The organism is Neobacillus sp. MER 74 (genome assembly GCF_023714155.1).
The window spans coordinates 247,537-272,599 of sequence record NZ_JAMAUV010000001.1 but is presented as its reverse complement, the minus strand read 5'-3'; the positions used below and the strand labels follow the sequence as shown (position 1 = coordinate 272,599).

Annotated in this window: 24 protein-coding genes; 23 read left to right on the top strand and 1 reads right to left on the bottom strand. The window is 37.7% G+C overall.

Features of this window, described 5'->3' with window-relative positions; translation table 11 throughout:
* The first annotated feature begins 159 nt into the window (after positions 1-159).
* The 23 genes from M3610_RS01255 (at position 160) to M3610_RS01145 (ending at position 24,448) form a co-directional block, all read left to right on the top strand.
* Positions 160-885, top strand: a complete 726-nt coding sequence (locus M3610_RS01255) for a GntR family transcriptional regulator (protein ID WP_098571714.1) — start codon at positions 160-162, stop codon at positions 883-885.
* 88 nt (positions 886-973) lie between these two features.
* Positions 974-2,056 carry a BMP family lipoprotein gene (locus tag M3610_RS01250; protein WP_251456064.1) on the top strand — a complete coding sequence of 361 codons (1,083 nt, stop codon included), beginning with the start codon at positions 974-976 and terminating at the stop codon, positions 2,054-2,056.
* 197 nt (positions 2,057-2,253) lie between these two features.
* Positions 2,254-3,789 carry an ABC transporter ATP-binding protein gene (locus M3610_RS01245; RefSeq protein WP_251456063.1) on the top strand — a complete coding sequence of 512 codons (1,536 nt, stop codon included), beginning with the start codon at positions 2,254-2,256 and terminating at the stop codon, positions 3,787-3,789.
* Entirely contained in the window at positions 3,782-4,828 is a 1,047-nt protein-coding gene (locus M3610_RS01240; protein ID WP_098571717.1) for an ABC transporter permease, read from the top strand. The genes M3610_RS01245 and M3610_RS01240 overlap by 8 nt, the downstream gene beginning before the upstream one ends.
* Position 4,829: 1 nt before the next feature.
* Entirely contained in the window at positions 4,830-5,789 is a 960-nt protein-coding gene (locus M3610_RS01235; RefSeq protein ID WP_251456062.1) for an ABC transporter permease, read from the top strand.
* A gap of 193 nt (positions 5,790-5,982) precedes the next feature.
* The gene (gene yfmF / locus M3610_RS01230; protein WP_373561651.1) at positions 5,983-7,269 is read left to right on the top strand and encodes an EF-P 5-aminopentanol modification-associated protein YfmF; all 1,287 of its coding nucleotides are present in this window, start codon (positions 5,983-5,985) and stop codon (positions 7,267-7,269) included.
* Entirely contained in the window at positions 7,270-8,562 is a 1,293-nt protein-coding gene (gene yfmH / locus M3610_RS01225) for an EF-P 5-aminopentanol modification-associated protein YfmH (RefSeq protein WP_251456061.1), read from the top strand. It abuts the gene before it with no gap.
* 71 nt (positions 8,563-8,633) lie between these two features.
* Positions 8,634-9,353, top strand: a complete 720-nt coding sequence (gene ymfI / locus M3610_RS01220; RefSeq protein ID WP_098571721.1) for an elongation factor P 5-aminopentanone reductase — start codon at positions 8,634-8,636, stop codon at positions 9,351-9,353.
* 81 nt (positions 9,354-9,434) lie between these two features.
* A complete protein-coding gene (locus tag M3610_RS01215; RefSeq protein WP_098571722.1) occupies positions 9,435-9,692 on the top strand; it encodes a DUF3243 domain-containing protein in 258 nt (85 codons plus the stop codon).
* 170 nt (positions 9,693-9,862) lie between these two features.
* Positions 9,863-10,651: a DUF3388 domain-containing protein gene (locus M3610_RS01210; protein ID WP_098571723.1), complete on the top strand. Its 789-nt coding sequence runs from the start codon at positions 9,863-9,865 to the stop codon at positions 10,649-10,651.
* 21 nt (positions 10,652-10,672) lie between these two features.
* The gene (locus M3610_RS01205) at positions 10,673-11,560 is read left to right on the top strand and encodes a helix-turn-helix domain-containing protein (RefSeq protein WP_251456060.1); all 888 of its coding nucleotides are present in this window, start codon (positions 10,673-10,675) and stop codon (positions 11,558-11,560) included.
* A gap of 51 nt (positions 11,561-11,611) precedes the next feature.
* On the top strand, positions 11,612-12,196 hold the full coding sequence (gene pgsA / locus M3610_RS01200; protein WP_098571725.1) for a CDP-diacylglycerol--glycerol-3-phosphate 3-phosphatidyltransferase: 585 nt from the start codon (positions 11,612-11,614) through the stop codon (positions 12,194-12,196).
* Positions 12,197-12,232: 36 nt separating this feature from the next.
* Positions 12,233-13,483 (top strand): competence/damage-inducible protein A, encoded by a 1,251-nt coding sequence (locus M3610_RS01195; protein WP_251456721.1) that lies wholly within the window; start codon positions 12,233-12,235, stop codon positions 13,481-13,483.
* A 272-nt stretch (positions 13,484-13,755) separates the two neighbouring features.
* A complete protein-coding gene (gene recA / locus M3610_RS01190; protein WP_098571726.1) occupies positions 13,756-14,799 on the top strand; it encodes a recombinase RecA in 1,044 nt (347 codons plus the stop codon).
* A 450-nt stretch (positions 14,800-15,249) separates the two neighbouring features.
* Positions 15,250-16,809: a ribonuclease Y gene (gene rny / locus M3610_RS01185; RefSeq protein WP_098571727.1), complete on the top strand. Its 1,560-nt coding sequence runs from the start codon at positions 15,250-15,252 to the stop codon at positions 16,807-16,809.
* A 110-nt stretch (positions 16,810-16,919) separates the two neighbouring features.
* Positions 16,920-17,717 (top strand): TIGR00282 family metallophosphoesterase, encoded by a 798-nt coding sequence (locus M3610_RS01180; RefSeq protein WP_098571728.1) that lies wholly within the window; start codon positions 16,920-16,922, stop codon positions 17,715-17,717.
* Between the two features lie 189 nt (positions 17,718-17,906).
* On the top strand, positions 17,907-18,167 hold the full coding sequence (gene spoVS, locus M3610_RS01175; RefSeq protein WP_026566505.1) for a stage V sporulation protein SpoVS: 261 nt from the start codon (positions 17,907-17,909) through the stop codon (positions 18,165-18,167).
* Between the two features lie 478 nt (positions 18,168-18,645).
* Complete coding sequence (locus tag M3610_RS01170) at positions 18,646-20,382, top strand: 2-oxoacid:acceptor oxidoreductase subunit alpha (RefSeq protein WP_142332956.1); 1,737 nt, start codon at positions 18,646-18,648, stop codon at positions 20,380-20,382.
* Complete coding sequence (locus M3610_RS01165) at positions 20,383-21,249, top strand: 2-oxoacid:ferredoxin oxidoreductase subunit beta (RefSeq protein WP_098571729.1); 867 nt, start codon at positions 20,383-20,385, stop codon at positions 21,247-21,249.
* 115 nt (positions 21,250-21,364) lie between these two features.
* Positions 21,365-22,909 carry a tRNA (N6-isopentenyl adenosine(37)-C2)-methylthiotransferase MiaB gene (gene miaB / locus M3610_RS01160; RefSeq protein WP_251456059.1) on the top strand — a complete coding sequence of 515 codons (1,545 nt, stop codon included), beginning with the start codon at positions 21,365-21,367 and terminating at the stop codon, positions 22,907-22,909.
* A 1-nt stretch (position 22,910) separates the two neighbouring features.
* Entirely contained in the window at positions 22,911-23,366 is a 456-nt protein-coding gene (locus tag M3610_RS01155; RefSeq protein ID WP_098571731.1) for a YlbF/YmcA family competence regulator, read from the top strand.
* Between the two features lie 241 nt (positions 23,367-23,607).
* Positions 23,608-24,153 carry an outer spore coat protein CotE gene (locus M3610_RS01150; protein WP_026566510.1) on the top strand — a complete coding sequence of 182 codons (546 nt, stop codon included), beginning with the start codon at positions 23,608-23,610 and terminating at the stop codon, positions 24,151-24,153.
* Between the two features lie 94 nt (positions 24,154-24,247).
* Entirely contained in the window at positions 24,248-24,448 is a 201-nt protein-coding gene (locus M3610_RS01145) for a hypothetical protein (protein ID WP_098571732.1), read from the top strand.
* Between the two features lie 13 nt (positions 24,449-24,461).
* On the opposite strand, the gene M3610_RS01140 is transcribed toward M3610_RS01145, so the two are convergent.
* Positions 24,462-25,013, bottom strand: a complete 552-nt coding sequence (locus M3610_RS01140) for a GNAT family N-acetyltransferase (protein WP_098571733.1) — start codon at positions 25,011-25,013, stop codon at positions 24,462-24,464.
* Between the last annotated feature and the right edge of the window lie 50 nt (positions 25,014-25,063).

The following is a 25,063-nucleotide window of genomic DNA, read 5'->3' as shown; positions in this document are numbered from 1 at the left end:
AAAAATTTCCTTGATACATTTGTGACATAACCTTCCCCATTATCGACAAAATTTATAAATAGCTATTTATTTATACCCAAAAAAGTGTTAATATAAATTTCGATTAGTAGAAATGATATCAGATGTCTGATGTCTAAGGAAAAGGCTGGAGGATACAGGATGTCTATAAAATCAGATAACCGGCATTTATACCTACAAGTTATCGATCGTCTAAAGCAAGATATAGCAGATGGGGTATATAAAGAAAAAGAGAAATTACCTTCTGAGTTTGATCTTGCCAAACATCTTGGTGTGAGCAGAGCAACTCTTCGAGAAGCATTACGGATCCTCGAAGAAGAAAATGTCATCATTAGACGACATGGCGTGGGTACTTTTGTTAATGTAAAGCCCTTGTTTACATCAGGTATAGAACAACTTAATAGTGTAACAGCCATGATTAAACAAGCTGGAATGACTCCTGGAACAATTTTCCTTAGTTCATCAACACAAGATGCTACCGAAGAGGATATTCGCCGTTTTTCCTGTTCTATTGATGAGGAGATTTTCGTGATGGAGAGGGTTAGAACCGCCAATGGGGAGCCAGTCGTTTATTGTGTCGACAAGGTACCCAAACGTATTCTGCCGGAAACATTTTCACATGCAGAAGAATCGATCTTTCATATTTTGGAAGAAAAAGCTAACAGAAGAATTACATACGCGGTTGCTCAAATTGAGCCCTTAGGCTATCATGAAAAAATTTCCCCAATTCTAGAATGTGAACCAGAAACTGCATTGTTAGTCTTAAAGCAAATGCATTTCGATGAAATGGATGAACCTATTCTTTTTTCGGTAAACTATTTTAAAGCAGACAAGTTTAGTTTTCATGTTTTAAGGAAAAGAATTTAAATTTTTTTCATCCATCTTGAAAACGCAATCAGTCTTGCTATTCAAACATTTTTACTTAATCAATCCATATTCATAGGGGGTCAATACCATGAAAAAGCGTAAAATTGGAACGGCATTATCACTTGTTCTTGCTGCTGGTACACTATTAGGAGCATGTGGAAAAAGTGATAATACAAACAAAGATACATCAAAAGGCGGAGAAAAGAAAAATGAATTCTCTGTAGCAATGGTTACTGATGTTGGTGGTGTTGATGACAAATCATTTAACCAATCTGCTTGGGAAGGTCTTCAGAAATTTGGTAAAGATAACGGATTATCAAAAGGTAAAGGCGGATATGATTACGTTCAATCAAAATCAGATGCAGATTACGCTACCAACTTAAACACTCTTGCCCGTCAAGATTTTGATTTAGTATTCGGTATTGGATTTTTGATGCAAGGTGCTGTGGAAGAAATTTCAAAGCAACAAAAGGATCATCACTTTGCAATTGTTGACTCTGAAGTCAAACAACCAAATGTTGCAAGCATTCTATTTAAAGAACAAGAAGCATCATTCCTTGCAGGAGTTGCAGCAGCAATGACAACTAAATCCAATAAAATTGGATTTATTGGTGGTATTGAAGGGGCAGTTATTGAACGTTTTGAAGCAGGCTTTGTAGCTGGTGTTAAAGCTGCAAAACCTGAAGCGACTGTTGACATTCAATATGCTGGTGCATTTGATAAAGCAGAGCTTGGACAATCGATTGCTTCGAAAATGTATTCTTCAGGCGATGATGTAGTTTTCCACGCTGCTGGTGGTACAGGTGTAGGCTTATTTAAAGAAGCTAATGACCTTAAGAAAAAAGATCCATCTCGTGAAATTTGGGCTATCGGGGTTGACAGTGACCAAGCAAACATGGGTCCAGATATTGTTTTAACTTCCGCTCTTAAACGCGTAGATAATGCGGTTTATGACGTTTCTACAAAAACGAAAGATGGTAACTTCCCTGGTGGGGAAGTGGCATTATACGGTCTTGCTGAAGACGGTGTTGGGTTAGCTCCAATCAATAGCAAAGCACCGAACAAGGCTGCGATTGAAACATCTGTTAAAGATTGGACTGACAAAATTAAATCAGGTTCAGTGAAAGTTCCTGGTACTCGTGCAGAATTAAAGACTTTTAGCGCAAAATAATTTTTGTGGAATAAGCGGGAGAATTCTCGCTTATTCCAAACTATGGAATCCTAACTGAAGCGTGGAATAAATGTTCTACCTTTCATTTAAGATTTTATTAGGGAGTTAATCCCTGTTTTTTAAAAATCCTTAAAGGTCTGACCTCTTACTACTATTGGTCAAATTTTCCTTTTATCTTAACACAGGGAGTGAGAAAGATGGATTTTGTAATTGAAATGCTCAACATTCGAAAGGAATTTGGCGGTTTCGTTGCGAATGATAACATTACCCTTCAATTGAAGAAGGGCGAAATTCATGCATTACTTGGTGAAAATGGTGCAGGCAAATCCACTTTAATGAATGTACTTTTTGGTTTATACCAGCCGGAACAAGGAGAAATTCGGGTAAAAGGGAAACCAGTTAATATTTCTAACCCAAATATTGCTAATGATCTAGGGATCGGAATGGTTCACCAACACTTTATGCTTGTTGATACTTTTACTGTAACGGAAAATATTATTCTCGGCAGAGAAATCACCACAGGCGGTCGAATTGATCTTAAAAAGGCAGAAAAAGAGGTTCGTGAAATTTCAGAACGATATGGTTTGGCCGTTGACCCTCAAGCAAAAATTTCCGATATATCAGTTGGAATGCAGCAAAGGGTAGAAATTTTAAAAACGTTGTACCGAGGTGCTGAAATTGTCATTTTTGATGAACCATCAGCCGTACTAACCCCACAAGAAATAAAAGAACTTATGCAGATTATGAAAACGCTTATAAAAGAAGGAAAGTCGATTATTTTAATCACCCATAAGTTAAAAGAGATTATGGAAGTTGCCGATCGGTGTACCGTCATACGCAAAGGTAAAGGAATTGGGACAGTAAATATTAGTGAAACAAACCCTAATGAACTTGCGAGCTTAATGGTTGGGCGTGAAGTCGTCTTCAAAACCGAGAAAACAGAAGCAAAACCCAAACAGGATGTATTACAGATTCAAGACTTACTAGTAAAAGATGCTCGCGGAATTAATGTTGTAAATGGTCTTAATCTAACCGTAAAAGCCGGGGAGATTGTTGGGATTGCTGGTGTTGATGGCAATGGACAATCAGAATTCATTGAGGCTATTACTGGTTTACGTAAGGCAGAAAGTGGCAGCGTGAAGTTAAATGGAAATGAACTTATTAATCATACTCCTAGAAAAATAACTGAGGCGGGTGTTGGTCATATTCCTCAGGACCGCCATAAACACGGACTTGTGTTAAATTTCCCAATCGGTGAGAACATGGTCTTACAAACGTATAATAAAAAGCCATATTCAAAAAATGGGATTCTAAATTTTAAAGAGATTTATAAAAAGGCAAAAACTTTAATTAGTGAGTTTGATGTCAGGACTCCAAGTGAGTACACCTTGGCTCGCGCTCTTTCTGGCGGTAACCAGCAAAAGGCCATTATTGGACGTGAGGTTGACCGTAATCCGGATTTATTAATTGCAGCACAGCCTACACGTGGATTAGATGTTGGTGCAATTGAATTTATTCATAAGCGTCTTATAGAGCAGCGTGATAATGGAAAAGCTGTTTTACTTATTTCATTTGAATTGGATGAAATATTAAACGTGAGTGACCGAATTGCTGTTATATATGAGGGGAAAATTGTAGCGGTAGTTAACCCAAGAGAAACTTCAGAACAAGAACTTGGCTTATTGATGGCTGGGTCAAATAGAAAGGAAGCGGGTGAACACGCCAATGCTTAAAAGCTTTAAAAGTATCTTAACACCTATTATTGCCGTTTTATTGGGGATAATTGTTGGAACTATTATTATGATCATCAGCGGTTATGATGCACTCGCAGCATTCACAGCATTATGGAACGGGGCTTTTGGTGATTCTTATTATCTAGGAGAAGTAATTAGACAGTTTACTCCTTATATTCTTGCAGGATTAGCTGTAGCATTTGCTTTTCGTGTCGGCCTGTTTAATATTGGAGTAGAGGGACAATTTTTAGTTGGCTGGCTAGCCGCAGTATGGGTGGGAGTTGCCTTCGATCTCCCGAAAATTATCCATTTACCATTAGCTATTATAGCAGCTATGGTAGCTGGAGCCTTGTGGGCGTTCATTCCTGGCTTCTTAAAAGCTCGTTTTCGCGTTCATGAAGTAATTGTTACCATTATGATGAATTATGTTGCCTTACATGTTTCAAATTATTTTATAAAAAATATCATTACAGATAATAAAGATAAAACAGATATGATTAAAGAATCTGCCACATTAAGGTCTCCCTGGTTAGAGAGTTTAACTGATTATTCAAGACTTCACTGGGGTATTATCCTTGCCATTTTATCCTGCTTTGTTATGTGGTTCTTATTAGAACGGACAACTAGAGGATTTGAATTAAGATCAGTAGGTTTTAACCAACATGCTGCCCATTATGCTGGGATGAATGTTAATAAAAATATTATCCTCTCTATGGTTATTGCAGGTGCTTTTGCTGGTTTAGCAGGATCGATGGAAGGATTAGGAACTTTCGGCTACGCCACCGTTAAAGGCGGTTTTACAGGTGTTGGATTTGATGGGATTGCTGTTGCCCTGCTAGGTGGGAATACATCAATAGGTGTATTTTTCTCAGCTATATTATTTGGTGCACTAAAAGTTGGAGCATTAAATATGCCTCTCGAAGCGGGTGTTCCGAATGAATTAGTTGATATCATTATTGCCTTGATTGTATTCTTTGTTGCATCAAGTTATATTATTAGAATATTTCTTGACCGATTTAGTAAAAAGGAGGTGAAGTAAGTTGAGCTTAATGGAAATATTAATGATTGTTGTTCCATCCACTTTGTTATGGGCAGCTCCACTTGTCTTCACTGCATTAGGCGGTATTTTCTCTGAGCGTTCGGGAGTTGTAAATATTGGTCTTGAAGGATTAATGGTTATAGGTGCATTTACAGCTATTGTCTTTAACCTTACCTTCGTTAATTCGTTCGGAAGTTGGACACCTTGGATTGCAATTGTAGTTGCAATGGTTGCGGGTGCGATATTTTCAATGTTACATGCGGTAGCTGCGATTACATTCCGTGCTGACCATACTGTTTCTGGTGTTGCTATTAACTTACTTGCATCAGGCTTAACATTGTTTCTAGTGAAACTAATCTATGATAAAGGTGAAACAGATATTATCAGCAAAGGATTCAATAAAATTGATATCCCGGTTTTAAAAGATATTCCAGTTATTGGGAAAATATTTTTCCAAAATACGTATTGGACTTCATTCTTAGCAATCATTGTTGCAATTATCGTTTGGTACATTGTATTTAAAACACCATTTGGACTGCGCCTCCGTTCTGTTGGTGAACATCCAATGGCTGCTGATACAATGGGGATTAATGTTACAAAAATGCGTTATTTAGGTGTTATTCTTTCAGGAGCTTTTGGTGGTCTGGGTGGTGGAGTATATGCACAATCCATTACATCTAACTTCAGCCACTCAACAATCAGTGGTCAAGGTTTCATGGCATTAGCGGCAATGATTTTTGGGAAATGGCATCCACTTGGCGCACTTGGTGCTGCAATATTCTTTGGTTTTGCACAAAGTATTAGTATCATTGGATCAAGCTTACCTTTCTTAAAAGAAATTCCGAATGTGTACCTGTTAATTGCTCCTTATGTTTTAACAATATTAGCTTTAACTGGCTTCATCGGTCGTGCAGATGCACCTAAAGCATCTGGTACTCATTATATTAAAGGTAGTAGATAATTCATCTACTATACGGACGGAATCCTTGGTTATCTTGCCAGGGGTTCTTTTTTTATGAGAGAAAAAGTGATATTGCTTGTATTGACCAACCCTGCCAAATTATAGTAATAAGTATAGGTTTTCTTTCAAAGGAAATGATATAAAGAAAAATGCTTACATATTGTAATGTATAACCTTTAACAGTTAAGGAGGAATGGATGTGGCAACAGCTGCAGAAAAAATAACAGAGCTTAATGGATATAGACTTCATGTGATCCCAACAGAAAAATATAAAACGAATACTTTAATTTGGAAAATGAAAGCCCCGCTTACAAAAGAAGATGTAACCAAACGAGCACTTCTTCCACAGGTATTGCAAAGCAGTTCAGCAAAATATTCTTCAACCACTGCACTTCGGTCCTATCTTGATGAGTTATATGGAGCGACACTTTTCGTTGATCTATCTAAAAAAGGTGAATACCATATCATGAGTTTTTCAATCGAAATTGCCAATGAAAAATTCTTAAGTGATCCAAGTCCATTATTAAGAAAAGGGTTTGAATTATTAGCAGAAATATTAACAAATCCAAACCTTAAAGGTAATGCTTTTGATCCAGGCACTGTAGAAAAAGAAAAGCGGACACAAAAACAAAGGATTCAATCCGTTTTTGATGATAAGATGCGCTACTCAAATGTACGCCTGATTCAAGAAATGTGTAAGGGGGAACCCTATGCTTTAGAAGTAAACGGGGATGCTGCTGATGTAGATGCCATAACTCCCGAGAATTTATATGAATATTATCAAGACGCCTTTTTATCTGATGAAATGGATTTATATATTATCGGTGATGTTGATGAAGAAGAAGTGAAGCAATTTGCATCAGATCTATTAAAGTTTGAGGATAGAACACCGAAAAAATTAGTACAAGAAAAGGTAACCTTGAATAGACAAGTTAATGAAGTGAAAGAGCAGCAAGATGTAAAACAAGGGAAATTAAACATTGGCTATCGCACAAACATCGTCTATGGTGATTCGGATTATTTTGCCTTGCAAGTGTTCAATGGAATATTTGGCGGGTTCTCTCATTCTAAATTATTTATAAATGTACGTGAAAAAGCAAGTCTTGCCTATTATGCAGCAAGCCGTCTTGAGAGTCATAAAGGCTTAATGATGGTTATGTCAGGAATTGATTTAAAAAATTATGATCAGGCAGTTGGAATTATACATGATCAATTAGAGGCGATGAGAAATGGTGATTTTACAGACCAAGAACTCGACCAAACAAAAGCAGTTATTCAAAATCAAATCCTAGAGACCATAGATACATCAAGAGGGTTAACTGAAATTCTTTATCATAATGTTGTGGCCGATGCAAATATTAATCTTGATACATGGCTGAAAGAAATGCAAAATGTAACGAAAGAAGAAATCATCGCAGTCGCTAAAAAAATTGAAATCGATACCATCTACTTCTTAACAGGAACGGAGGCGGGCAAATAAATGGAGAAAATTAGTTTCGACCAACTTCAGGAAGAACTTTACCATGAAAAACTGGCCAATGGTCTAAATGTGTATATTTTACCGAAAAAAGGATTTAATAAAACCTTTGCTACCTTTACGACAAAGTATGGTTCTGTGGATAATACATTTGTTCCATTGGGAAAAGAAGAGTATGTTAAAGTTCCTGATGGAATTGCTCACTTTTTAGAGCATAAGCTGTTTGAAAAAGAAGATGGCGATGTTTTTCAACAATTTAGCCGCCAGGGAGCATCGGCTAATGCGTTTACCTCCTTTACTCGAACAGCCTATTTATTTTCGAGTACGTCAGACGTAGAAAAAAATCTAGAAACCCTCATTGATTTTGTTCAGGAACCATATTTTTCAGAAAAAACAGTTGAAAAAGAAAAAGGGATAATTGGGCAGGAAATTACTATGTATGATGATAATGCGGATTGGCGTTTATACTTTGGATTGATTCAAAATCTTTACCAAAACCATCCGGTAAAGATTGATATCGCTGGAACAATTGAATCGATTTCCCATATTACTAAAGATTGGCTCTATGAATGCTATAACACCTTCTATCATCCGAGTAACATGTTATTATTTATTGTTGGCCCAGTAAACCCAGAAAGTTTCATGAATCAAGTTAAAGAGAATCAAGCGAAAAAGGAATACAAAGATATGCCTGAGATTCAGCGGAAATTTGAAAATGAACCGACAGAGGCAGCTGAAAAAAGACAGGTACTTGAAATGAATGTGCAAACATCAAAATGCTTACTTGGAATAAAAGCACTACATGTCGATCAAAGCGGAAATGAAATGTTAAAAAATGAATTAACCATGAATGTCCTATTGGATTTATTGTTTGGGAAAAGTTCGGAAAATTACAATCAACTCTATAATGATGGACTAATTGATGAAACCTTTTCTTTCGATTATACCCAAGAGCAGGGCTTTGGGTTTGCCATGATCGGCGGAGACACTGGAGAACCTGATAAATTAGCAGAAACTCTTCAAAAAATGCTTCTAGATGCTAAAAATCAAAATGTCTTTAATGAGGATCAACTAGAAAGAGCGAAGAGGAAAAAGATTGGTGCATTTTTGCGGGCGGTAAACTCACCAGAGTATATCGCCAATCAGTTTACGCGCTACGCATTTAATGATATGAATTTGTTTGATGTGGTTCCAACACTTGAAAAAATCACCCTAAACGATGTTCAGTCACTAGCGTCAGAAGTCATATCAGAAGACCGGTTTTCAGTATGTCAGGTAATTCCTAAAAAAAAATAAATACATGAAAGCGTCGATTAACCGGCGCTTTTTCTTCGTATTAGTCACAGTAAAAGAGAGTGGGAACAAAAATGAAATATGTATTAATAACGGGTGCAAGTGGTGGAATCGGCCAAGCGATTGCATATAACCTGGCAGAAAAAGGCTATCATTTGTATCTGCATTACCATAAAAATACACAAGCAATAAAGGAATTAATAAATAATCTGGAGTCATACGGTGGGGAGTATATTCCGATTCAAGCAAATTTAGCTGATCCAAGTGGATATAAAAAGGTCAATTCAGAAATATTTTCATTAGATGCGATTATCCATTGCGGGGGCCAAAGTCAATATGGGCTTCTTGTTGATTTACAGCAATCTGAAGCAGAAGCATTATTAAATGTTCATGTGTTAACGCCATTAATGCTGACAAAAGAGCTCCTTCCGAAATTGCTTGCTAAAGGAAACGGAAATATTGTGGTGATTACTTCGATTTGGGGGCAAACAGGAGCGGCTTGTGAAGTTGCATATTCTACGGTTAAGGGAGCGCAAATTGCATTCGTTAAGGCATTGAGTAAAGAAGTAGCCATGAATGGAATTCGTGTAAATGCCATTGCCCCTGGAGCTATATTGACACCAATGATGGAAGGTTTTACACCAGAAGAAGTAGATCAGCTTTCATACGAAATACCAATGGGCAGGTTGGGGCAGCCGGAGGATATAGCGAGGGGTGTAGCATATTTACTTTCCGAAGATTCATCCTACATGACAGGACAAATCCTAGCAATAAATGGCGGGTGGTATACCTAAAATTTCAATGTAATCAATGTATAGTTCCCTCCTCTTCGTCACAAAATAATCTTGTACTAATAAAAGAGGAGGGAAATAACCATGTCTGTTTTAGATAACTGGAAACAATGGGAGGACTTCTTAGCCGATCGTCTTCATCATGCACAAAATGAAGGTATGAGCGATGGAGCCATTAGTAACCTTGCTTTTCAAATTGGTGATTATTTATCAAACCAAGTAGAACCAAAAAATGAACAGGAAAGAATTCTTGCTGATCTTTGGTCAGTTGCAGATAAAGAAGAACAACAGGCAATTGCAAATATAATGGTTAAATTGATTCAAAATAACGGCAGTCGTTAAAAGAGAGGAGGACTTTCTCCTCTCTTTTTGTATGCATTCTTGGAGAATCACTGTTAACGAGCGGAATATCTTTGTTTTTACTTTCATCTTCATCCAAAATCATTTATTATAGGGGTTAGATAAGAAATTGTAAAAAAAATGTCGAAACTTCTTTTGAGGAGGTTTATTACTTGAAAAAAGAATGGTATTTAGAATATGAGATTCAGAAGAACCGACCAGGCCTATTAGGGGACATTTCATCCCTATTAGGAATGCTCTCTATTAACATTGTTACAATAAATGGTGTAGATGAAGGACGACGAGGATTACTCATTTTAGCAAAAGATGATGACCAAATTAAACGCCTTGAGTCAATTTTACATACGATGGACACAATAAAACTAATTAAACTTAGAGAACCCAAACTGCGTGACAGGCTTGCGGTAAGACATGGACGTTATATTCAAAGAGATGCGGACGATAAAAAAACCTTCCGTTTTGTAAGGGATGAACTTGGCTTATTAGTTGATTTTATGGCAGAATTATTTAAGCAGGAAGGCCATAAGTTGATTGGTATTCGCGGAATGCCTCGTGTAGGAAAAACAGAATCATTGGTGGCTGCAAGTGTTTGTGCAAATAAACGCTGGTTATTTGTGTCTTCCACTTTGTTAAAACAAACAATCCGTAATCAATTAATTGAAGATGAATATAACGAAAACAATCTATTTATACTGGATGGAATTGTTTCTACCAGACGTGCTAATGAGCGTCATTGGCAGCTTGTTCGTGAAATCATGAGACTTCCGTCTGTAAAAGTCATCGAGCATCCTGATATTTTTGTTCAAAACTCAGAATATACACTCGACGATTTTGATTACATTATTGAGCTTAGGAATGACGCGGAAGAAGAGATTACATATGAGGTCGTTGATCAGCATAGTATGTTCTCCGGATCTGATTTTGGAGATTTTGATTTTTAATAAATTGGAAGGTGTTAACAGTTGACTGAATTAGGGAATCGACTAAAAGAAGCCCGATTAGCTAATGGATTAAGCTTGGATGATTTACAATCCATGACGAAAATTCAAAAGAGGTATTTAATTGGTATTGAAGAAGGGAATTATGCGAGCATGCCCGGGAATTTTTATGTTCGCGCATTTATTAAGCAGTATGCAGAGGCACTAAGTCTTGATCCTGATGAAATTTTTGAAACCTATAAAGGTGAAATTCCTGCAAGCTTAAATGACGAATTGCCACAGCAATTGTCCAGAGTGAAAACACATAAATCAATTTCAGAAAGCAATTCTAAAATTTTTGATATATTACCAAAGGTTTTAATCGGTGTTTTTGTAATTGGAGTTGCCAGCCTGTTATATTATTTTGTATATAAACATGCGGGTGATAATACGAATGAATCAATTAATAAAGAAAATGAACCGGTTAAAATTGTGAAATCGGAGAATCTTGAAAAAGAAAAAGCAGAAGTGAATAAGAAGGATGACATCCAAGAAAAGACAGATAATACAGAGCAGCAAACAACTGTAGAAGAATCACCAAAACAAGAAATTACAGCCGTTCAAAGCAGCGGCAGGAATTCAACCTATGAATTAAAAAATGCAGACAAGTTTGTTGTGAAGTTGGTTTCTAAAGGGCAGACTTGGGTTAGTATTAAAAATGGAAAAGGGAAATCCTTTTTCCAAGGATTATTAAAAAAAGGCGGTACTGAAAGTCAAACAGAAGACTTATCAGCAGAGAGTGCGGCCGTTATTCGAGTGGGAAATGCCGCTGATACAGAAATCTATGTTAATGACCAAAAGCTCGAGTATGCAGTGCCAGCGACTGCAAATGTTCAGAACATAACGATCCAATATGTTCTGAAAAACGAATAGTCATCTGTTGATGACTATTTTTCGCTTTTAATATTAAAACGGAGGAAAACTATGAATATTCCGAATAGAATCACTGTATCAAGAATATTATTAATTCCAATATTCTTGATTATTATGCTTGCTCCTTTTGAATGGGGCGATATGCATCTGCTGGGGACAGACCTTCCCGTGACCCATTTTGTCGGTGCATTGATTTTTATTTTAGCCTCATCCACTGACTGGGTTGATGGGCATTATGCCCGAAAGTATAACCTGGTGACTAATATGGGGAAATTTCTCGACCCGCTTGCTGACAAATTATTGGTCTCGGCTGCATTGATTGTTCTCGTTGAATTGAATGATGTTTATGCACCTTCATGGATTGTGATTGTTATTATTAGCAGGGAGTTTGCGGTAACAGGATTACGTCTCTTACTTGCAGGAGAAGGAGAAGTGGTTGCGGCTAACATGCTTGGGAAAATTAAAACCTGGGCGCAAATTGTCGCTATTTCAGCACTTTTATTACATAATATTATTTTTGCAATGATTCCATTTCGTTTTGATATCGTGGCATTGTGGGTTGCATTAATTTTTACGATTTGGTCTGGATGGGATTATTTTGCAAAAAATAGTCATGTCCTTAAAAATTCAAAGTAAGTTTTACCAACTTAGGAGTAAAGGATGTTGATTACGATGAATGCTGAGATTATTGCAGTTGGTTCGGAGTTATTGCTCGGTCAAATTGTGAATACGAATGCACGTTTTTTGTCCCAGCAATTGGCGGACCTAGGGATTAATGTCTTTTATCATACGGTAGTTGGTGATAATCCTGATAGATTAGAATCGGCAATTGAAATAGCTGAGAAGCGTGCAGAACTTATTATCTTTACGGGTGGCCTTGGACCAACAAAGGATGATTTAACGAAGGAAACAATTGCACGCCACCTTGGAAAAGAACTTGTGACCGATGAGGATGCATTAACTTCGATAGAATTATACTTTAAACGGACCCATCGCCCAATGACCGAAAATAACCGAAAACAGGCACTTGTATTAAGCGGTGCACATATTCTTCCAAATGATCATGGAATGGCTCCAGGAATGGTTGTTAAATCTAACGATCACACCTATATGCTGCTCCCTGGCCCACCTAAGGAACTTGAGCCGATGTTTAGTCAATATGGGTGTCAGGCACTCTCTAAAGAAAACCTGTCCAAAGAGGTAATTGTTTCAAGGGTGTTAAGGTTTTTTGGAATTGGTGAAGCTGCCTTGGAAACCGAGATTATGGATTTAATTGACGCACAGAGCAACCCAACGATCGCCCCGCTTGCTGGGGATGGGGAGGTTACATTGAGGCTGACTGCAAAACATGTAGACGGAAAACTAGCTCAGTCACTTCTCGATAATCTAGAAAATACCATTAACCAGCGTGTAGGTGAGTTTTTTTATGGATATGACCATACGTCACTAATGGAAGAAGTAAGAAAGACCTTACAGACACGAAAACTTACAATTACTGCGGCTGAGAGTTTAACCGGTGGACTGTTCCAACAAGGGCTGACCGCCATCTCGGGTGCAAGTTCGGTGTTTACTGGTGGAGTTGTCTGCTATTCAAATCAAGTAAAACAACAGATTTTAAAAGTGCGGCAAGAAACACTAGAAACAGAAGGTGCAGTTAGTGAACAATGTGCTAGGGAACTGGCTGAAAATGCTGCCCAATTATTTAAAACGGATATTGGAATTAGTTTTACTGGTGTAGCAGGTCCTGAAGAGCTTGAAGGCAAGCCGGTTGGTACTGTATTTATTGGGATTGCAATAAAGGGAAAGCCAACCGTTGTTGAAAAACTTATCCTTGGCGGTACAAGAGAGGCCAATCGAGGGCGTGCCGTAAAATATGGGTGTCATTTTCTCCTTCAATTGTTAAAAGAGTCACAGAATGCTTAATAGTATTCTGTGATTTTTTTTGAATAGATTAGGTTAGCGGAAAAATCAGACAATGGATGAAACTAACTTTATCTGCCTGCTAAAGTTGCAAAAAAATACAAAAAGCATAGAGAATTACCTAAAATTACATCAAAGTTGCTTTGAAAATAAACGAATGAATGTTCGTTTTTTTGCTCGACAAATATTCGAAAAGAAGTTATATTATTAATAGGAATTAATTTAATAGATTATAGCAATTAGCATGTGTTTATATATAAGGGAGGAAATGATTCGTGAGTAATGATCGTAAAGCGGCCTTAGAAATGGCGTTAAAGCAAATAGAAAAGCAATTTGGTAAAGGTTCCGTCATGAAGATGGGAGAAAAAACGGATACAAAGATTTTAACGAGTCCAAGTGGCTCATTAGCACTTGATGCAGCACTTGGGGTAGGTGGATATCCTAGAGGACGTATTATTGAAGTATATGGCCCTGAGAGCTCTGGTAAAACAACGGTTGCATTACATGCAATTGCTGAAGTTCAAGCAAACGGTGGACAAGCTGCATTTATCGATGCTGAACATGCGCTTGACCCAACGTATGCCCAAAAATTAGGTGTTAACATTGATGAGTTATTATTATCACAACCTGATACGGGTGAACAAGCGCTTGAAATCGCGGAAGCATTAGTACGAAGCGGTGCCATTGATATTCTTATCGTTGACTCTGTAGCCGCATTGGTTCCAAAAGCGGAAATTGAAGGGGAAATGGGAGATTCTCACGTTGGTTTACAAGCACGTCTAATGTCACAGGCACTTCGTAAACTATCTGGAGCCATTAACAAATCTAAGACGATCGCAATCTTTATTAACCAAATCCGTGAAAAAATTGGCGTTATGTTCGGGAATCCTGAAACCACACCTGGTGGTCGTGCGTTAAAGTTTTATTCAACAGTCCGTCTTGAAGTGCGCCGTGCGGAAGCGTTGAAGCAAGGGACTGACATTGTCGGGAATAAAACCAAAATAAAAATCGTTAAGAATAAGGTTGCTCCGCCTTTCCGTACAGCAGAAGTAGATATTATGTATGGCGAAGGGATATCTAAGGAAGGCGAGATTGTTGATTTAGGTTCTGAATTAGATATCGTCCAAAAAAGCGGTTCATGGTATTCCTATAACGACATTAGAATTGGTCAAGGCCGTGAAAATGCAAAACTGTATTTAAAGGAAAACCCTGATATTCGTCTCCAGATTCAAACGCAAATACGTGAACATTATGGCTTAGACGGTGAGAAGTTTGTAACTGAAACAGATGATGATGAACAATTTGAACTAATTGATTAATGTAAAAGAGCAAAGCTATTTATATGGTTTTGCTCTTTTTTTACAAAGGCTGTGTTAAAAGGGCACTTTTGATTTAATAGCAAGTTGATTGGAGCGGAAGGCACGAAGACTCCCGCGGAAAGCAAAGTGCCTGGAGCGGAAATCAACAGCCAAGTATAACAGAGCTTCACAAAATATATTTTAATTACAATAATATAGTCATAAGTTGATAAAGATTTTAGCCTATCGGTCATAAAATGATGTCCTATTCTAAATATTTCAAAAAGCCAATAGGACTAAGCCTTGACAATGAATATTCCCACCTTTACAATTAACATGTATATTTTACATTTTTGGTATTATTACAATCCGAAAAAAGCCTTGGTGCTTGCTGTATGTTGAGTCTAAACAATGTACATGCCGACACTTAAAAAATGTAACAAAAGTTCATAGCAAGAGGAGGTGTAACGATTGGATTTAATTACTATCATCTCCATTTTGCTTGGCCTTATCGTCGGTGCCGTTGTTGGCTATTTTGTTCATAAGTCCATTGCTGAAGCAAAAGTAGCAGGTGCAAAGAATGCTGCAGAGCAGATTCTTGAAGATGCGAAACGTGATGCTGATTCACTGAAAAAAGAAGCTTTGCTAGAAGCAAAGGATGAAATTCACAAGCTGCGTACAGAAGCAGAACGTGAGGTTCGTGAACGAAGAAATGAAATGCAAAAACAAGAAAACCGTTTACTGCAAAGAGAAGAGAATTTAGATCGAAAAGAGGAAACGTTAAACAAGCGTGAAAATCTTTTAGAAAAGAAGGATGATTCTCTAAACCAAAGACAACAGCATATTGAAGAGATGGAAAGCAAAGTGGACGAGTTGGTACGAAAACAACAAACTGAACTCGAACGAATTTCAAGCTTAACGCGCGAGGAAGCAAAAGCTATCATTATCGACAGAATGGAGCAGGAATTAACCCATGACACTGCCATAATGATTAAGGAAAGTGAGAATCGTGCGAAAGAGGAAGCAGACAAGAAAGCGAAGGAAATTCTTTCGCTAGCAATCCAGCGTTGCGCTGCTGACCATGTTGCGGAAACGACTGTCTCTGTCGTCAACCTGCCAAATGACGAAATGAAGGGCCGTATTATTGGCCGTGAAGGAAGAAATATTCGTACGCTAGAAACATTAACAGGAATTGATTTAATTATTGATGATACTCCTGAAGCTGTAATTCTATCAGGTTTTGATCCTATTCGTCGCGAAACGGCTCGCCTGGCATTGGAGAAATTAGTTCAAGACGGGCGTATCCATCCAGCACGAATTGAGGAAATGGTTGAAAAGTCTCGTCGTGAAGTGGATGAATATATCCGCGAGGTTGGTGAGCAAACCACCTTTGAAGTGGGGGTTCATGGACTTCATCCAGATCTTATCAAAATTCTTGGCCGCTTGAAATTCCGTACAAGCTATGGTCAAAACGTCTTAAAACATTCAATGGAAGTAGCACAGCTTTCTGGATTACTTGCTGCTGAATTGGGTCAAGATGAAACCTTAGCACGTCGTGCGGGCTTGCTTCATGATATTGGAAAGGCAATTGACCATGAAGTAGAAGGCAGTCACGTAGAAATTGGTGTTGAACTTGCAACTAAATACAAGGAACACCCTGTAGTAATTAATAGTATAGCATCACATCATGGGGATACAGAGCCAACGTCTATCATTGCTGTTTTAGTTGCCGCTGCGGATGCATTATCAGCTGCAAGACCTGGTGCCCGTAGTGAGACTCTTGAAAACTATATCCGACGTCTTGAAAAGTTAGAGGAAATCTCTGAGTCTTATGAAGGTGTAGAGAAATCTTTTGCTATTCAAGCTGGACGTGAAGTTCGTATTATTGTAAGACCTGATTCGGTTGATGATCTTGCTGCGCATCGATTAGCTCGTGATATTCGTAAGCGCATTGAAGAAGAACTTGATTATCCTGGACACATTAAAGTGACAGTTATCCGAGAAACACGGGCTGTTGAATATGCGAAATAAAGCGGTGCACATGCACCGCTTTTTTTTATGAAAGTGCTTATCCGATTAAATGAAGTCTGAATGTGATACAATTGAAACATTAACAATTTTTCTTGATGAGAGGATTAAAAATGAATCTACTTTTTATAGGTGATGTTGTCGGGTCACCAGGCCGAGACATGGTAAAGGAATATTTGCCAAAATTAAAAGAAAAATATCGTCCACATTTTACCATTATTAATGGGGAAAATGCTGCAGGCGGTAAAGGAATTACAGAAAAGATATATCGTGAATTTTTAGGTTATGGCGCACAAGCTGTAACCCTTGGTAATCACTCATGGGACAACCGTGAGATCTTTGAGTTTATCGGTTCAGCCAAAAATATGGTTAGACCAGCGAATTTTCCTGAAGGAACACCAGGTAAAGGGATGGCATTTTTTAAAGTAAATGATTTAGAAGTTGCCGTCATTAATCTGCAAGGGAGAACTTTCATGGCACCGTTGGATTGTCCATTTAAAAAGGCAGACGAATTAATTGAAATTGCCAGAGAAAGAACTCCATATATTTTTGTGGATTTTCATGCCGAAGTAACCAGTGAGAAGCAGGCAATGGGTTGGTACCTGGATGGGAGAGTATCTGCGGTTGTAGGGACACATACACATGTTCAGACGGCTGATAGCCGCATTCTGCCTAATGGCACAGGGTATTTATCCGATGTGGGCATGACGGGTCCGTATGACGGTATTTTAGGGGTGGAGAGAGATGCTGTTCTTAAAAGGTTTCTGACGAGCCTTCCTGTCCGGTTTGAGGTGGCGACAGGCGGAAGAAATCAGCTTAGTGCCGTCTATATTGAATTGGATCGGAAATCCGGCTTTACAAAAAAAATTCAACCTATCTTAATAAATGATGATCATCCGTTTTATACTTAAAGAGCAAATTGGTTTTGCTCTTTTTTTTATAGCTCCAAAAGCTCCAGAGCCTAGAGACTGGCGCATTTTTTTTGTCCAAGCCGGAATATGTTTTTTGACAACTGAATATAGTAGCAGTGGAATGTTATAACCTGATTTGTTCATGAAACTGCTCATGCGGGATCGGGATTTTCTAAGGAGGAGCTAGAAATGGATATATTAAAAGTTTCAGCAAAATCTAATCCTAATTCTGTAGCTGGTGCGCTTGCCGGGGTTCTGCGTGAAAGAGGTGCAGCGGAAATACAGGCAATTGGGGCGGGTGCATTGAATCAAGCCGTTAAGGCAGTAGCGATTGCTCGAGGATTTGTAGCACCTAGCGGAGTTGATTTAATTTGTATCCCTGCGTTTACCGATATTTTAATTGACGGGGAAGAACGCACAGCTATCAAACTAATTGTAGAACCGCGTTGAAAGAGATAGACTTTTGACAAGTAAAAACAAATAATGATTGATACTACCTGCTTGTATAATCAAGCAGGTATTTTTTAGTTTTAGGTCAAAAATCAAAAATATCGATAAAACATTATTCTAAGATAGACTATGATTATTTCTAGAATATAAATAATAGATATTTGTTTGAAGAATAAATGTTAGAAAAACTGCCATATAATGAGGTGGATTTTGTTTTTACAGCAGTCGACATAATCGAATCCGAGTATATTTCAAATAATAAAAAAATATTCATATTTTAGACAATATTTCGCTTTAAAGGGTTGCAATTTTTAGTGCATAGGTCTAGAATTGTAAGCGTTTAGTACATATCTTAAGTTACATTTTTTAGTCTTGCTATTATAGGCTAAATTCTAGTGAAATACTCGGAATAGTGCTAAACTAATAAATGAATCAATTTATTCTAATTAATTTTTACATATCCAAAGGGGTGTAAGTCATGATCAATCAACTTTCATGGAAAGTTGGAGGACAACAAGGGGAAGGTATTGAAAGTACTGGGGAAATCTTTGCAATTGCACTGAATCGCCTGGGCTATTACTTGTATGGTTATCGTCACTTTTCTTCACGGATTAAGGGTGGTCATACCAACAATAAAATCAGAGTAAGTACGACAGAAGTGCGTTCAATTTCTGATGACCTAGATATCCTAGTAGCATTTGACCAAGAAACGATTGATTTAAATTACAAAGAACTACACAGTAATGGTGTAATCCTTGCTGATGCAAAATTTTCACCAAAGAAGCCTGATGATACACAAGCATCATTGTATGCGGTACCATTTACTGAAATTGCCACTGAACTTGGAACTTCTTTAATGAAGAACATGGTAGCAATCGGTGCAACATCTGCTATTTTAGACTTAGATATTAATGTATTTGAAGTAGTAGTTCGTGAGATTTTTGGCAAAAAAGGCGACCAAGTTGTTGCGAAGAATATGGATGCAATCAAAGCCGGCTTTGAAAAAGTGAAAGAAAATCTAGCTTCAGGTGTCCCAACAATGGAACTTGAAAAGGCTGACGGCCAAAAAAGGATGTTTATGATTGGTAACGATGCGATCGCACTTGGTGCTATTGCAGGCGGATGCCGATTTATGGCAGCTTATCCTATTACACCAGCATCTGAAATAATGGAGTATTTGATTAAAAAATTACCTGCTTTAGGTGGAACAGTTATTCAAACAGAAGATGAAATTGCTGCTTGTACGATGGCCATTGGAGCTAACTACGGCGGTGTACGTGCAATTACTGCTTCAGCTGGACCTGGGTTATCATTAAAAATGGAAGCAATTGGACTTTCTGGTATCACTGAAACACCGCTGGTAATTGTGGATACGCAACGTGGAGGTCCTTCAACAGGATTACCAACAAAGCAAGAACAATCGGATCTTATGGCAATGATTTATGGTACACATGGTGAAATCCCAAAAATTGTTATGGCTCCAAGTACGGTTGAGGAAGCTTTTTATGATACAGCGGAAGCATTCAATTTAGCAGAAGAATATCAATGCCCTGTCATTATTTTATCTGATCTTCAATTATCTTTAGGAAAACAGACCGTTGAACCATTAAATTATGACAAAGTTGAAATCAGACGTGGAAAATTGGTTGCTGATGAAATCCCAGCTAACGAAAATAATGCATATTTTAAACGGTATGAAGTTACAGAAGATGGTGTTTCACCACGTGTAATTCCTGGTATGAAAAATGGTATCCACCATGTAACAGGTGTTGAGCATGATGAAACAGGTAAACCATCTGAATCTGCTGCAAATCGAATTGCACAAATGGATAAGCGTTTCCGTAAAATCGAAAATATTCGCTTTAATACACCTGTATATAAAAATACTAAGCACGAAGATCCAGATGTATTATTTGTCGGTTTTAATTCAACACGCGGTGTTATTGAAGAAGCGATGACACGTTTAGAGAATGATGGCTTAAAAGTAAATCATGCTCAGATTCGCTTAATTCACCCATTCCCAACAGACGAAGTTCTTCCGTTAGTTCGTGCTGCTAAGAAAGTGATTGTTTTAGAAAACAATGCAACCGGGCAATTAGCAAATATTATGAAAATGAATGTTGGACATGCTGAAAAGATTACTAAGCATCTTAAATATGATGGAAATCCATTCTTACCACACGAAGTTTATACAAAATGTAAGGAGTTGTTCTAAATGGCCACTTTTAAAGACTTTCGTAACAATGTAAAACCGAACTGGTGCCCTGGCTGTGGCGACTTCTCTGTACAAGCGGCAATGCAACGTGCGGCAGCGAATGTTGGTTTAGAACCCGAAAATCTTGCTGTAATTTCTGGAATCGGCTGTTCTGGCCGGATTTCAGGTTATATTAATTCCTATGGTTTCCATGGAATTCATGGCCGTTCACTTCCAATTGCACAAGGTGTGAAAATGGCAAATCGTGACCTAACTGTTATCGCTTCTGGCGGAGACGGAGATGGATATGCAATTGGAATGGGGCATACGATTCATGCTATTCGTCGTAATCTCGACATTACTTATATCGTAATGGATAACCAAATTTATGGTTTAACAAAGGGTCAAACATCACCACGTTCAGCAGCAGGCTTTAAAACAAAGTCATCTCCGCTTGGATCGATTGAGCAATCAATTTCTCCAATGGAAATGGCGTTAACTGTAGGAGCAACATTTGTAGCACAAAGTTTCTCTACAGACTTAAAAGATTTAACTGCTTTAATTGAAGCAGGTATTAATCACAAAGGATTTTCATTAATCAATGTGTTCAGTCCATGTGTTACTTATAATAAGGTAAACACATACGATTGGTTTAAAGAAAATCTTACTAAACTTAGTGATATCGAAGGTTATGATCCTTCAAATCGCGAAGAAGCAATGCAGACATTAATGAAGCATAATGGTCTTGTTACAGGGCTAATTTATCAAAATACTGAACGTAAGTCATATCAAGAATTAATAACTGGCTTCTCTGAAACACCATTATCTAAAGCAGACCTTAATTTGGATCAAAATTATTTTGATAAATTAGTTTCTGAATTTATTTAATGGCAAATAGAAAATCCCGGGGCTATAGCCCACGGGATTTTCTATTGTTTTCAAGTCCGTTAACCTTTATACTATAATAATGTGTGGACTATGTCTGAAAGGGGCATTTGAACAAATGAATGAAAAACAACGTTTAGAAGGTACGCAAGTCGAGTCTGTTAATTCTTCGGACAAAAAATCCGCCAAGGATTACAGCAAGTACTTTGAACAAGTAATTACTGCACCATCCTTGAAGGATGCTAAAAAGCGTGGAAAAGAAGAAGTAAAGTACCATAATGACTTTGCGATTCCAGAGGAGTTCCGTGGAATGGGCGAGGGTCGAAAGTTTTATATCCGTACCTATGGGTGTCAGATGAATGAGCATGATACGGAAGTTATGGCAGGGATATTTTTAGCTTTAGGTTATGAACCCACTGACAACACTGAAGATGCAAATGTCATTTTATTAAATACATGTGCAATTAGGGAAAATGCTGAAAATAAAGTGTTTGGTGAACTAGGTCATTTAAAGTCATTAAAATTGGAAAAGCCTGACTTACTTTTAGGTGTTTGTGGATGTATGTCACAAGAAGAATCTGTTGTTAACAAAATTCTAAAAACCTACCATCAGGTTGATATGATTTTTGGTACCCATAATATTCACCGTTTACCACATATCTTGAATGAGGCATACATGTCAAAAGAGATGGTTGTTGAGGTATGGTCTAAAGAAGGAGATGTCATTGAAAACCTTCCAAAAGTCCGTCGTGGGAATATTAAAGCTTGGGTTAACATCATGTATGGTTGTGATAAATTCTGTACGTATTGTATCGTACCATTCACTCGTGGGAAAGAAAGAAGCCGCAGGCCGGAAGAAATCATTCAAGAAGTACGTCATCTTGCCGCACAGGGTTACCAAGAAGTTACCTTGCTTGGTCAAAATGTAAATGCTTATGGAAAAGATTTAGAAGAAGGTTCGTATGGTCTGGGTGAATTGATGGATGAATTACGAAAAATTGATATTCCAAGAATCCGCTTCACCACAAGCCATCCGCGTGACTTTGATGATCGTTTAATTAATGTGCTGGCCAAAGGTGGAAACTTAATGGACCATATTCATTTACCGGTTCAATCAGGTTCTACTGATGTATTAAAAATTATGGCACGTAAGTATACTAGAGAACAATATTTAGAATTAGTAAGAAAAATTAAAGCGGCAATTCCTAATGTAGCTCTAACCACAGATATTATAGTGGGTTACCCGAATGAAACGGATGAGCAGTTTGAAGAAACAATGTCTCTCTATCGTGAAGTCGGTTATGAATTAGCATATACCTTTATTTATTCTCCACGTGAAGGCACTCCAGCTGCAAAAATGGAAGATAATGTTCCAATGGAAGTTAAGAAAGCACGGTTACAACGCTTAAATGCACTTGTGAATGAACTTTCCTTAGAAGCGATGAAAAAGCATGAAGGGCAAATCGTTGATGTCTTGGTTGAAGGGGAGAGTAAGAACAATCCTGATGTCCTTGCAGGTTACACATCTAGGAATAAGCTTGTAAACTTTGTTGCACCAAAATCTGCAATTGGAAAAATTGTAAAAGTCAAAATAACAGAAGCAAGAACATGGTCATTGAACGGAGAAATCGTGAAAGAACTAGATCCAGCAGAGGTGAAGTAAAGTGGCGAAATATACAAAAGATGATATCGTTGCACGTGCAACAGACTTAGCTCGAATGATTGCAGAAACAGAAGAGGTTGACTTCTTTAAACGTGCAGAAGCACAATTAAATGAAAACACGAAAGTTCACACTTTAATTTCAGATATAAAAGGATTACAAAAGCAAGCTGTAAATCTTCAGCATTATGGAAAACCTGAGGCCTTGAAAAAGGTTGAAGATAAGATTGCTTCGATTGAGCAAGAATTAGATGAAATTCCTGTTGTACAGGAGTTCAAACAATCACAATTAGATGTAAACGAATTGCTTCAAATTATTGCTTCAACCATTTCAAATACAGTCACCGATGAAATCATCATTTCAACGGGCGGCGATGTATTATTAGGAGAAACTGGTTCAAGCATGCAAAATGGCGGCGGTTCTTGTGAAGGTCACGACGATTGCGATCACGAACATTAAGATTCCAGCCAGGCTTACTAGAGCCTGGCTTTATTTTTTTCCTCCTATTTATTTTCCCCTCCAATCTGAATCTTATTACTCTTCATTTTTAAAGTACATGCATACAAGGCACACACCTATAACTCCCGCATAAAATGAACTATGACTAAACTTTTATCCAGTACTCAACAAAATAAATTTCACACTAGTCTTATATCTTGCATACGATGAAATGAAAATGAATGAGGAGGGTTCGCGCGAAATGGGAGAATATAGAGAGATAATTACCAAGGCCGTAGTAGCGAAAGGACGTAAATTTACACAGTCCAATCATACGATTAGCCCGGCGCATAGTCCAACAAGTATACTTGGCTGTTGGATCATCAACCATAAATATAATGCGAAAAAGGTTGGCAAGACTGTAGAGATACATGGCTCTTATGACATCAATGTTTGGTACTCATTTAATGATAATACCAAAACAGAAGTTGTCACAGAACGTGTCCAATATACAGACGTCATTAAGTTAAAGTATCGTGACCATGATTGCCTCGATGACAATGAAATTAGTGCTCGAGTGCTGCAGCAGCCAAATTGTGTTGAAGCAGTCATTTCTCCGAATGGCAATCGTATCATCGTCCATGTTGAAAGAGAATTCCTCGTAGAGGTGATTGGCGAAACAAAGGTTTGTGTTCTTGTCAGCTCTGATGGATGCAAGGACTGCGATGATGATTGGGGTATGGATGTAGACGATGAAGAATTCGAAGAGTTAAATCCAGATTTCTTAGTCGGCTCAGAAGAAGAATAAAAGTAACTAGGAGGTTTTACTTCCTAGTTTTTTTCTTTTTCATGGGAATTATTAAATGGAAAATTAGCATGCTATGATAAGGAGGTGTTAGAAAATGGAACCTAGACAGCCTGGAAATAAAAATATACCCGATTTTGACAAATTAAATGACCGAATCATTGCAGAGAGTTCACCCTCACCAATGTTAGTGATCAAAACCAATCTCGATCCACAAGATGCTACTGAATGTAATCCGTACTATAATGATACCGTAGGGAAAAACCCTAAAAAAGTAAAGGATTACTTTGAGGAATAAGAAAGCCAGGAGATTACCCCTGGCTTTCTGTCCATTCTGCTTTTAATAACGACAAAACGTACGTATTATAAAATTGTTCATTTTGATTAATATAGCCGCGAAGAATTCCTTCCTTTGTGAAACCAATCTTCAGTAGTAAATTGATTGATGCTACATTTTCCGGAAAGACAACGGCACCAAGACGATTTAAATCTAAGTGGTGAAAGCTAAAGCGGATTACTTCATTTATCGCTTCGGAACTTAGTCCCCTTCTCCAATAATCTGGATGGAGTTCATAGCCAATCTCAGCACGCCTATTTTTTAAATGTAAACCGTTAAGCCCCACCGTACCGATGAAGCGCTGATTTTCTTTTAATTTTATACCCCAACGGATCCCGCGTTTTTCAACAAAATTCTTATAAAACATGTCAATTAATCTTGAAGCTTCAACAGGTAAAGTAAAACGATTAGTCCCATAAAACCTCGTCACTTCTTCTAAGGATAAAATTTCGTATATGTAGTCCACATGCTGATGGGTTATTTCAATTAATTTAAGTCTTTTGGTTTCTAAAATGGGAAAAGTCATAGCAAATCCTTTCTATTAGCCCTTAGTGCTTCGAATTTCCATATGAATTC

What these genes read in the sequence shown, in the direction of transcription:
- M3610_RS01255 (WP_098571714.1), top strand. Translation starts at nt 160, where the DNA reads ATGTCTATAAAATCAGATAACCGGCATTTATACCTACAAGTTATCGAT.
- miaB (WP_251456059.1), top strand. Translation starts at nt 21,365, where the DNA reads ATGAATGAAAAACAACGTTTAGAAGGTACGCAAGTCGAGTCTGTTAAT.
- pgsA (WP_098571725.1), top strand. Translation starts at nt 11,612, where the DNA reads ATGAATATTCCGAATAGAATCACTGTATCAAGAATATTATTAATTCCA.
- ymfI (WP_098571721.1), top strand. Translation starts at nt 8,634, where the DNA reads ATGAAATATGTATTAATAACGGGTGCAAGTGGTGGAATCGGCCAAGCG.
- yfmH (WP_251456061.1), top strand. Translation starts at nt 7,270, where the DNA reads ATGGAGAAAATTAGTTTCGACCAACTTCAGGAAGAACTTTACCATGAA.
- M3610_RS01180 (WP_098571728.1), top strand. Translation starts at nt 16,920, where the DNA reads ATGAATCTACTTTTTATAGGTGATGTTGTCGGGTCACCAGGCCGAGAC.
- spoVS (WP_026566505.1), top strand. Translation starts at nt 17,907, where the DNA reads ATGGATATATTAAAAGTTTCAGCAAAATCTAATCCTAATTCTGTAGCT.
- M3610_RS01140 (WP_098571733.1), bottom strand. Translation starts at nt 25,013, where the DNA reads ATGACTTTTCCCATTTTAGAAACCAAAAGACTTAAATTAATTGAAATA.
- M3610_RS01215 (WP_098571722.1), top strand. Translation starts at nt 9,435, where the DNA reads ATGTCTGTTTTAGATAACTGGAAACAATGGGAGGACTTCTTAGCCGAT.
- M3610_RS01170 (WP_142332956.1), top strand. Translation starts at nt 18,646, where the DNA reads ATGATCAATCAACTTTCATGGAAAGTTGGAGGACAACAAGGGGAAGGT.
- yfmF (WP_373561651.1), top strand. Translation starts at nt 5,983, where the DNA reads ATGGATGTGGCAACAGCTGCAGAAAAAATAACAGAGCTTAATGGATAT.
- M3610_RS01145 (WP_098571732.1), top strand. Translation starts at nt 24,248, where the DNA reads ATGGAACCTAGACAGCCTGGAAATAAAAATATACCCGATTTTGACAAA.
- M3610_RS01240 (WP_098571717.1), top strand. Translation starts at nt 3,782, where the DNA reads ATGCTTAAAAGCTTTAAAAGTATCTTAACACCTATTATTGCCGTTTTA.
- M3610_RS01165 (WP_098571729.1), top strand. Translation starts at nt 20,383, where the DNA reads ATGGCCACTTTTAAAGACTTTCGTAACAATGTAAAACCGAACTGGTGC.
- M3610_RS01250 (WP_251456064.1), top strand. Translation starts at nt 974, where the DNA reads ATGAAAAAGCGTAAAATTGGAACGGCATTATCACTTGTTCTTGCTGCT.
- M3610_RS01195 (WP_251456721.1), top strand. Translation starts at nt 12,233, where the DNA reads ATGAATGCTGAGATTATTGCAGTTGGTTCGGAGTTATTGCTCGGTCAA.
- M3610_RS01150 (WP_026566510.1), top strand. Translation starts at nt 23,608, where the DNA reads ATGGGAGAATATAGAGAGATAATTACCAAGGCCGTAGTAGCGAAAGGA.
- M3610_RS01245 (WP_251456063.1), top strand. Translation starts at nt 2,254, where the DNA reads ATGGATTTTGTAATTGAAATGCTCAACATTCGAAAGGAATTTGGCGGT.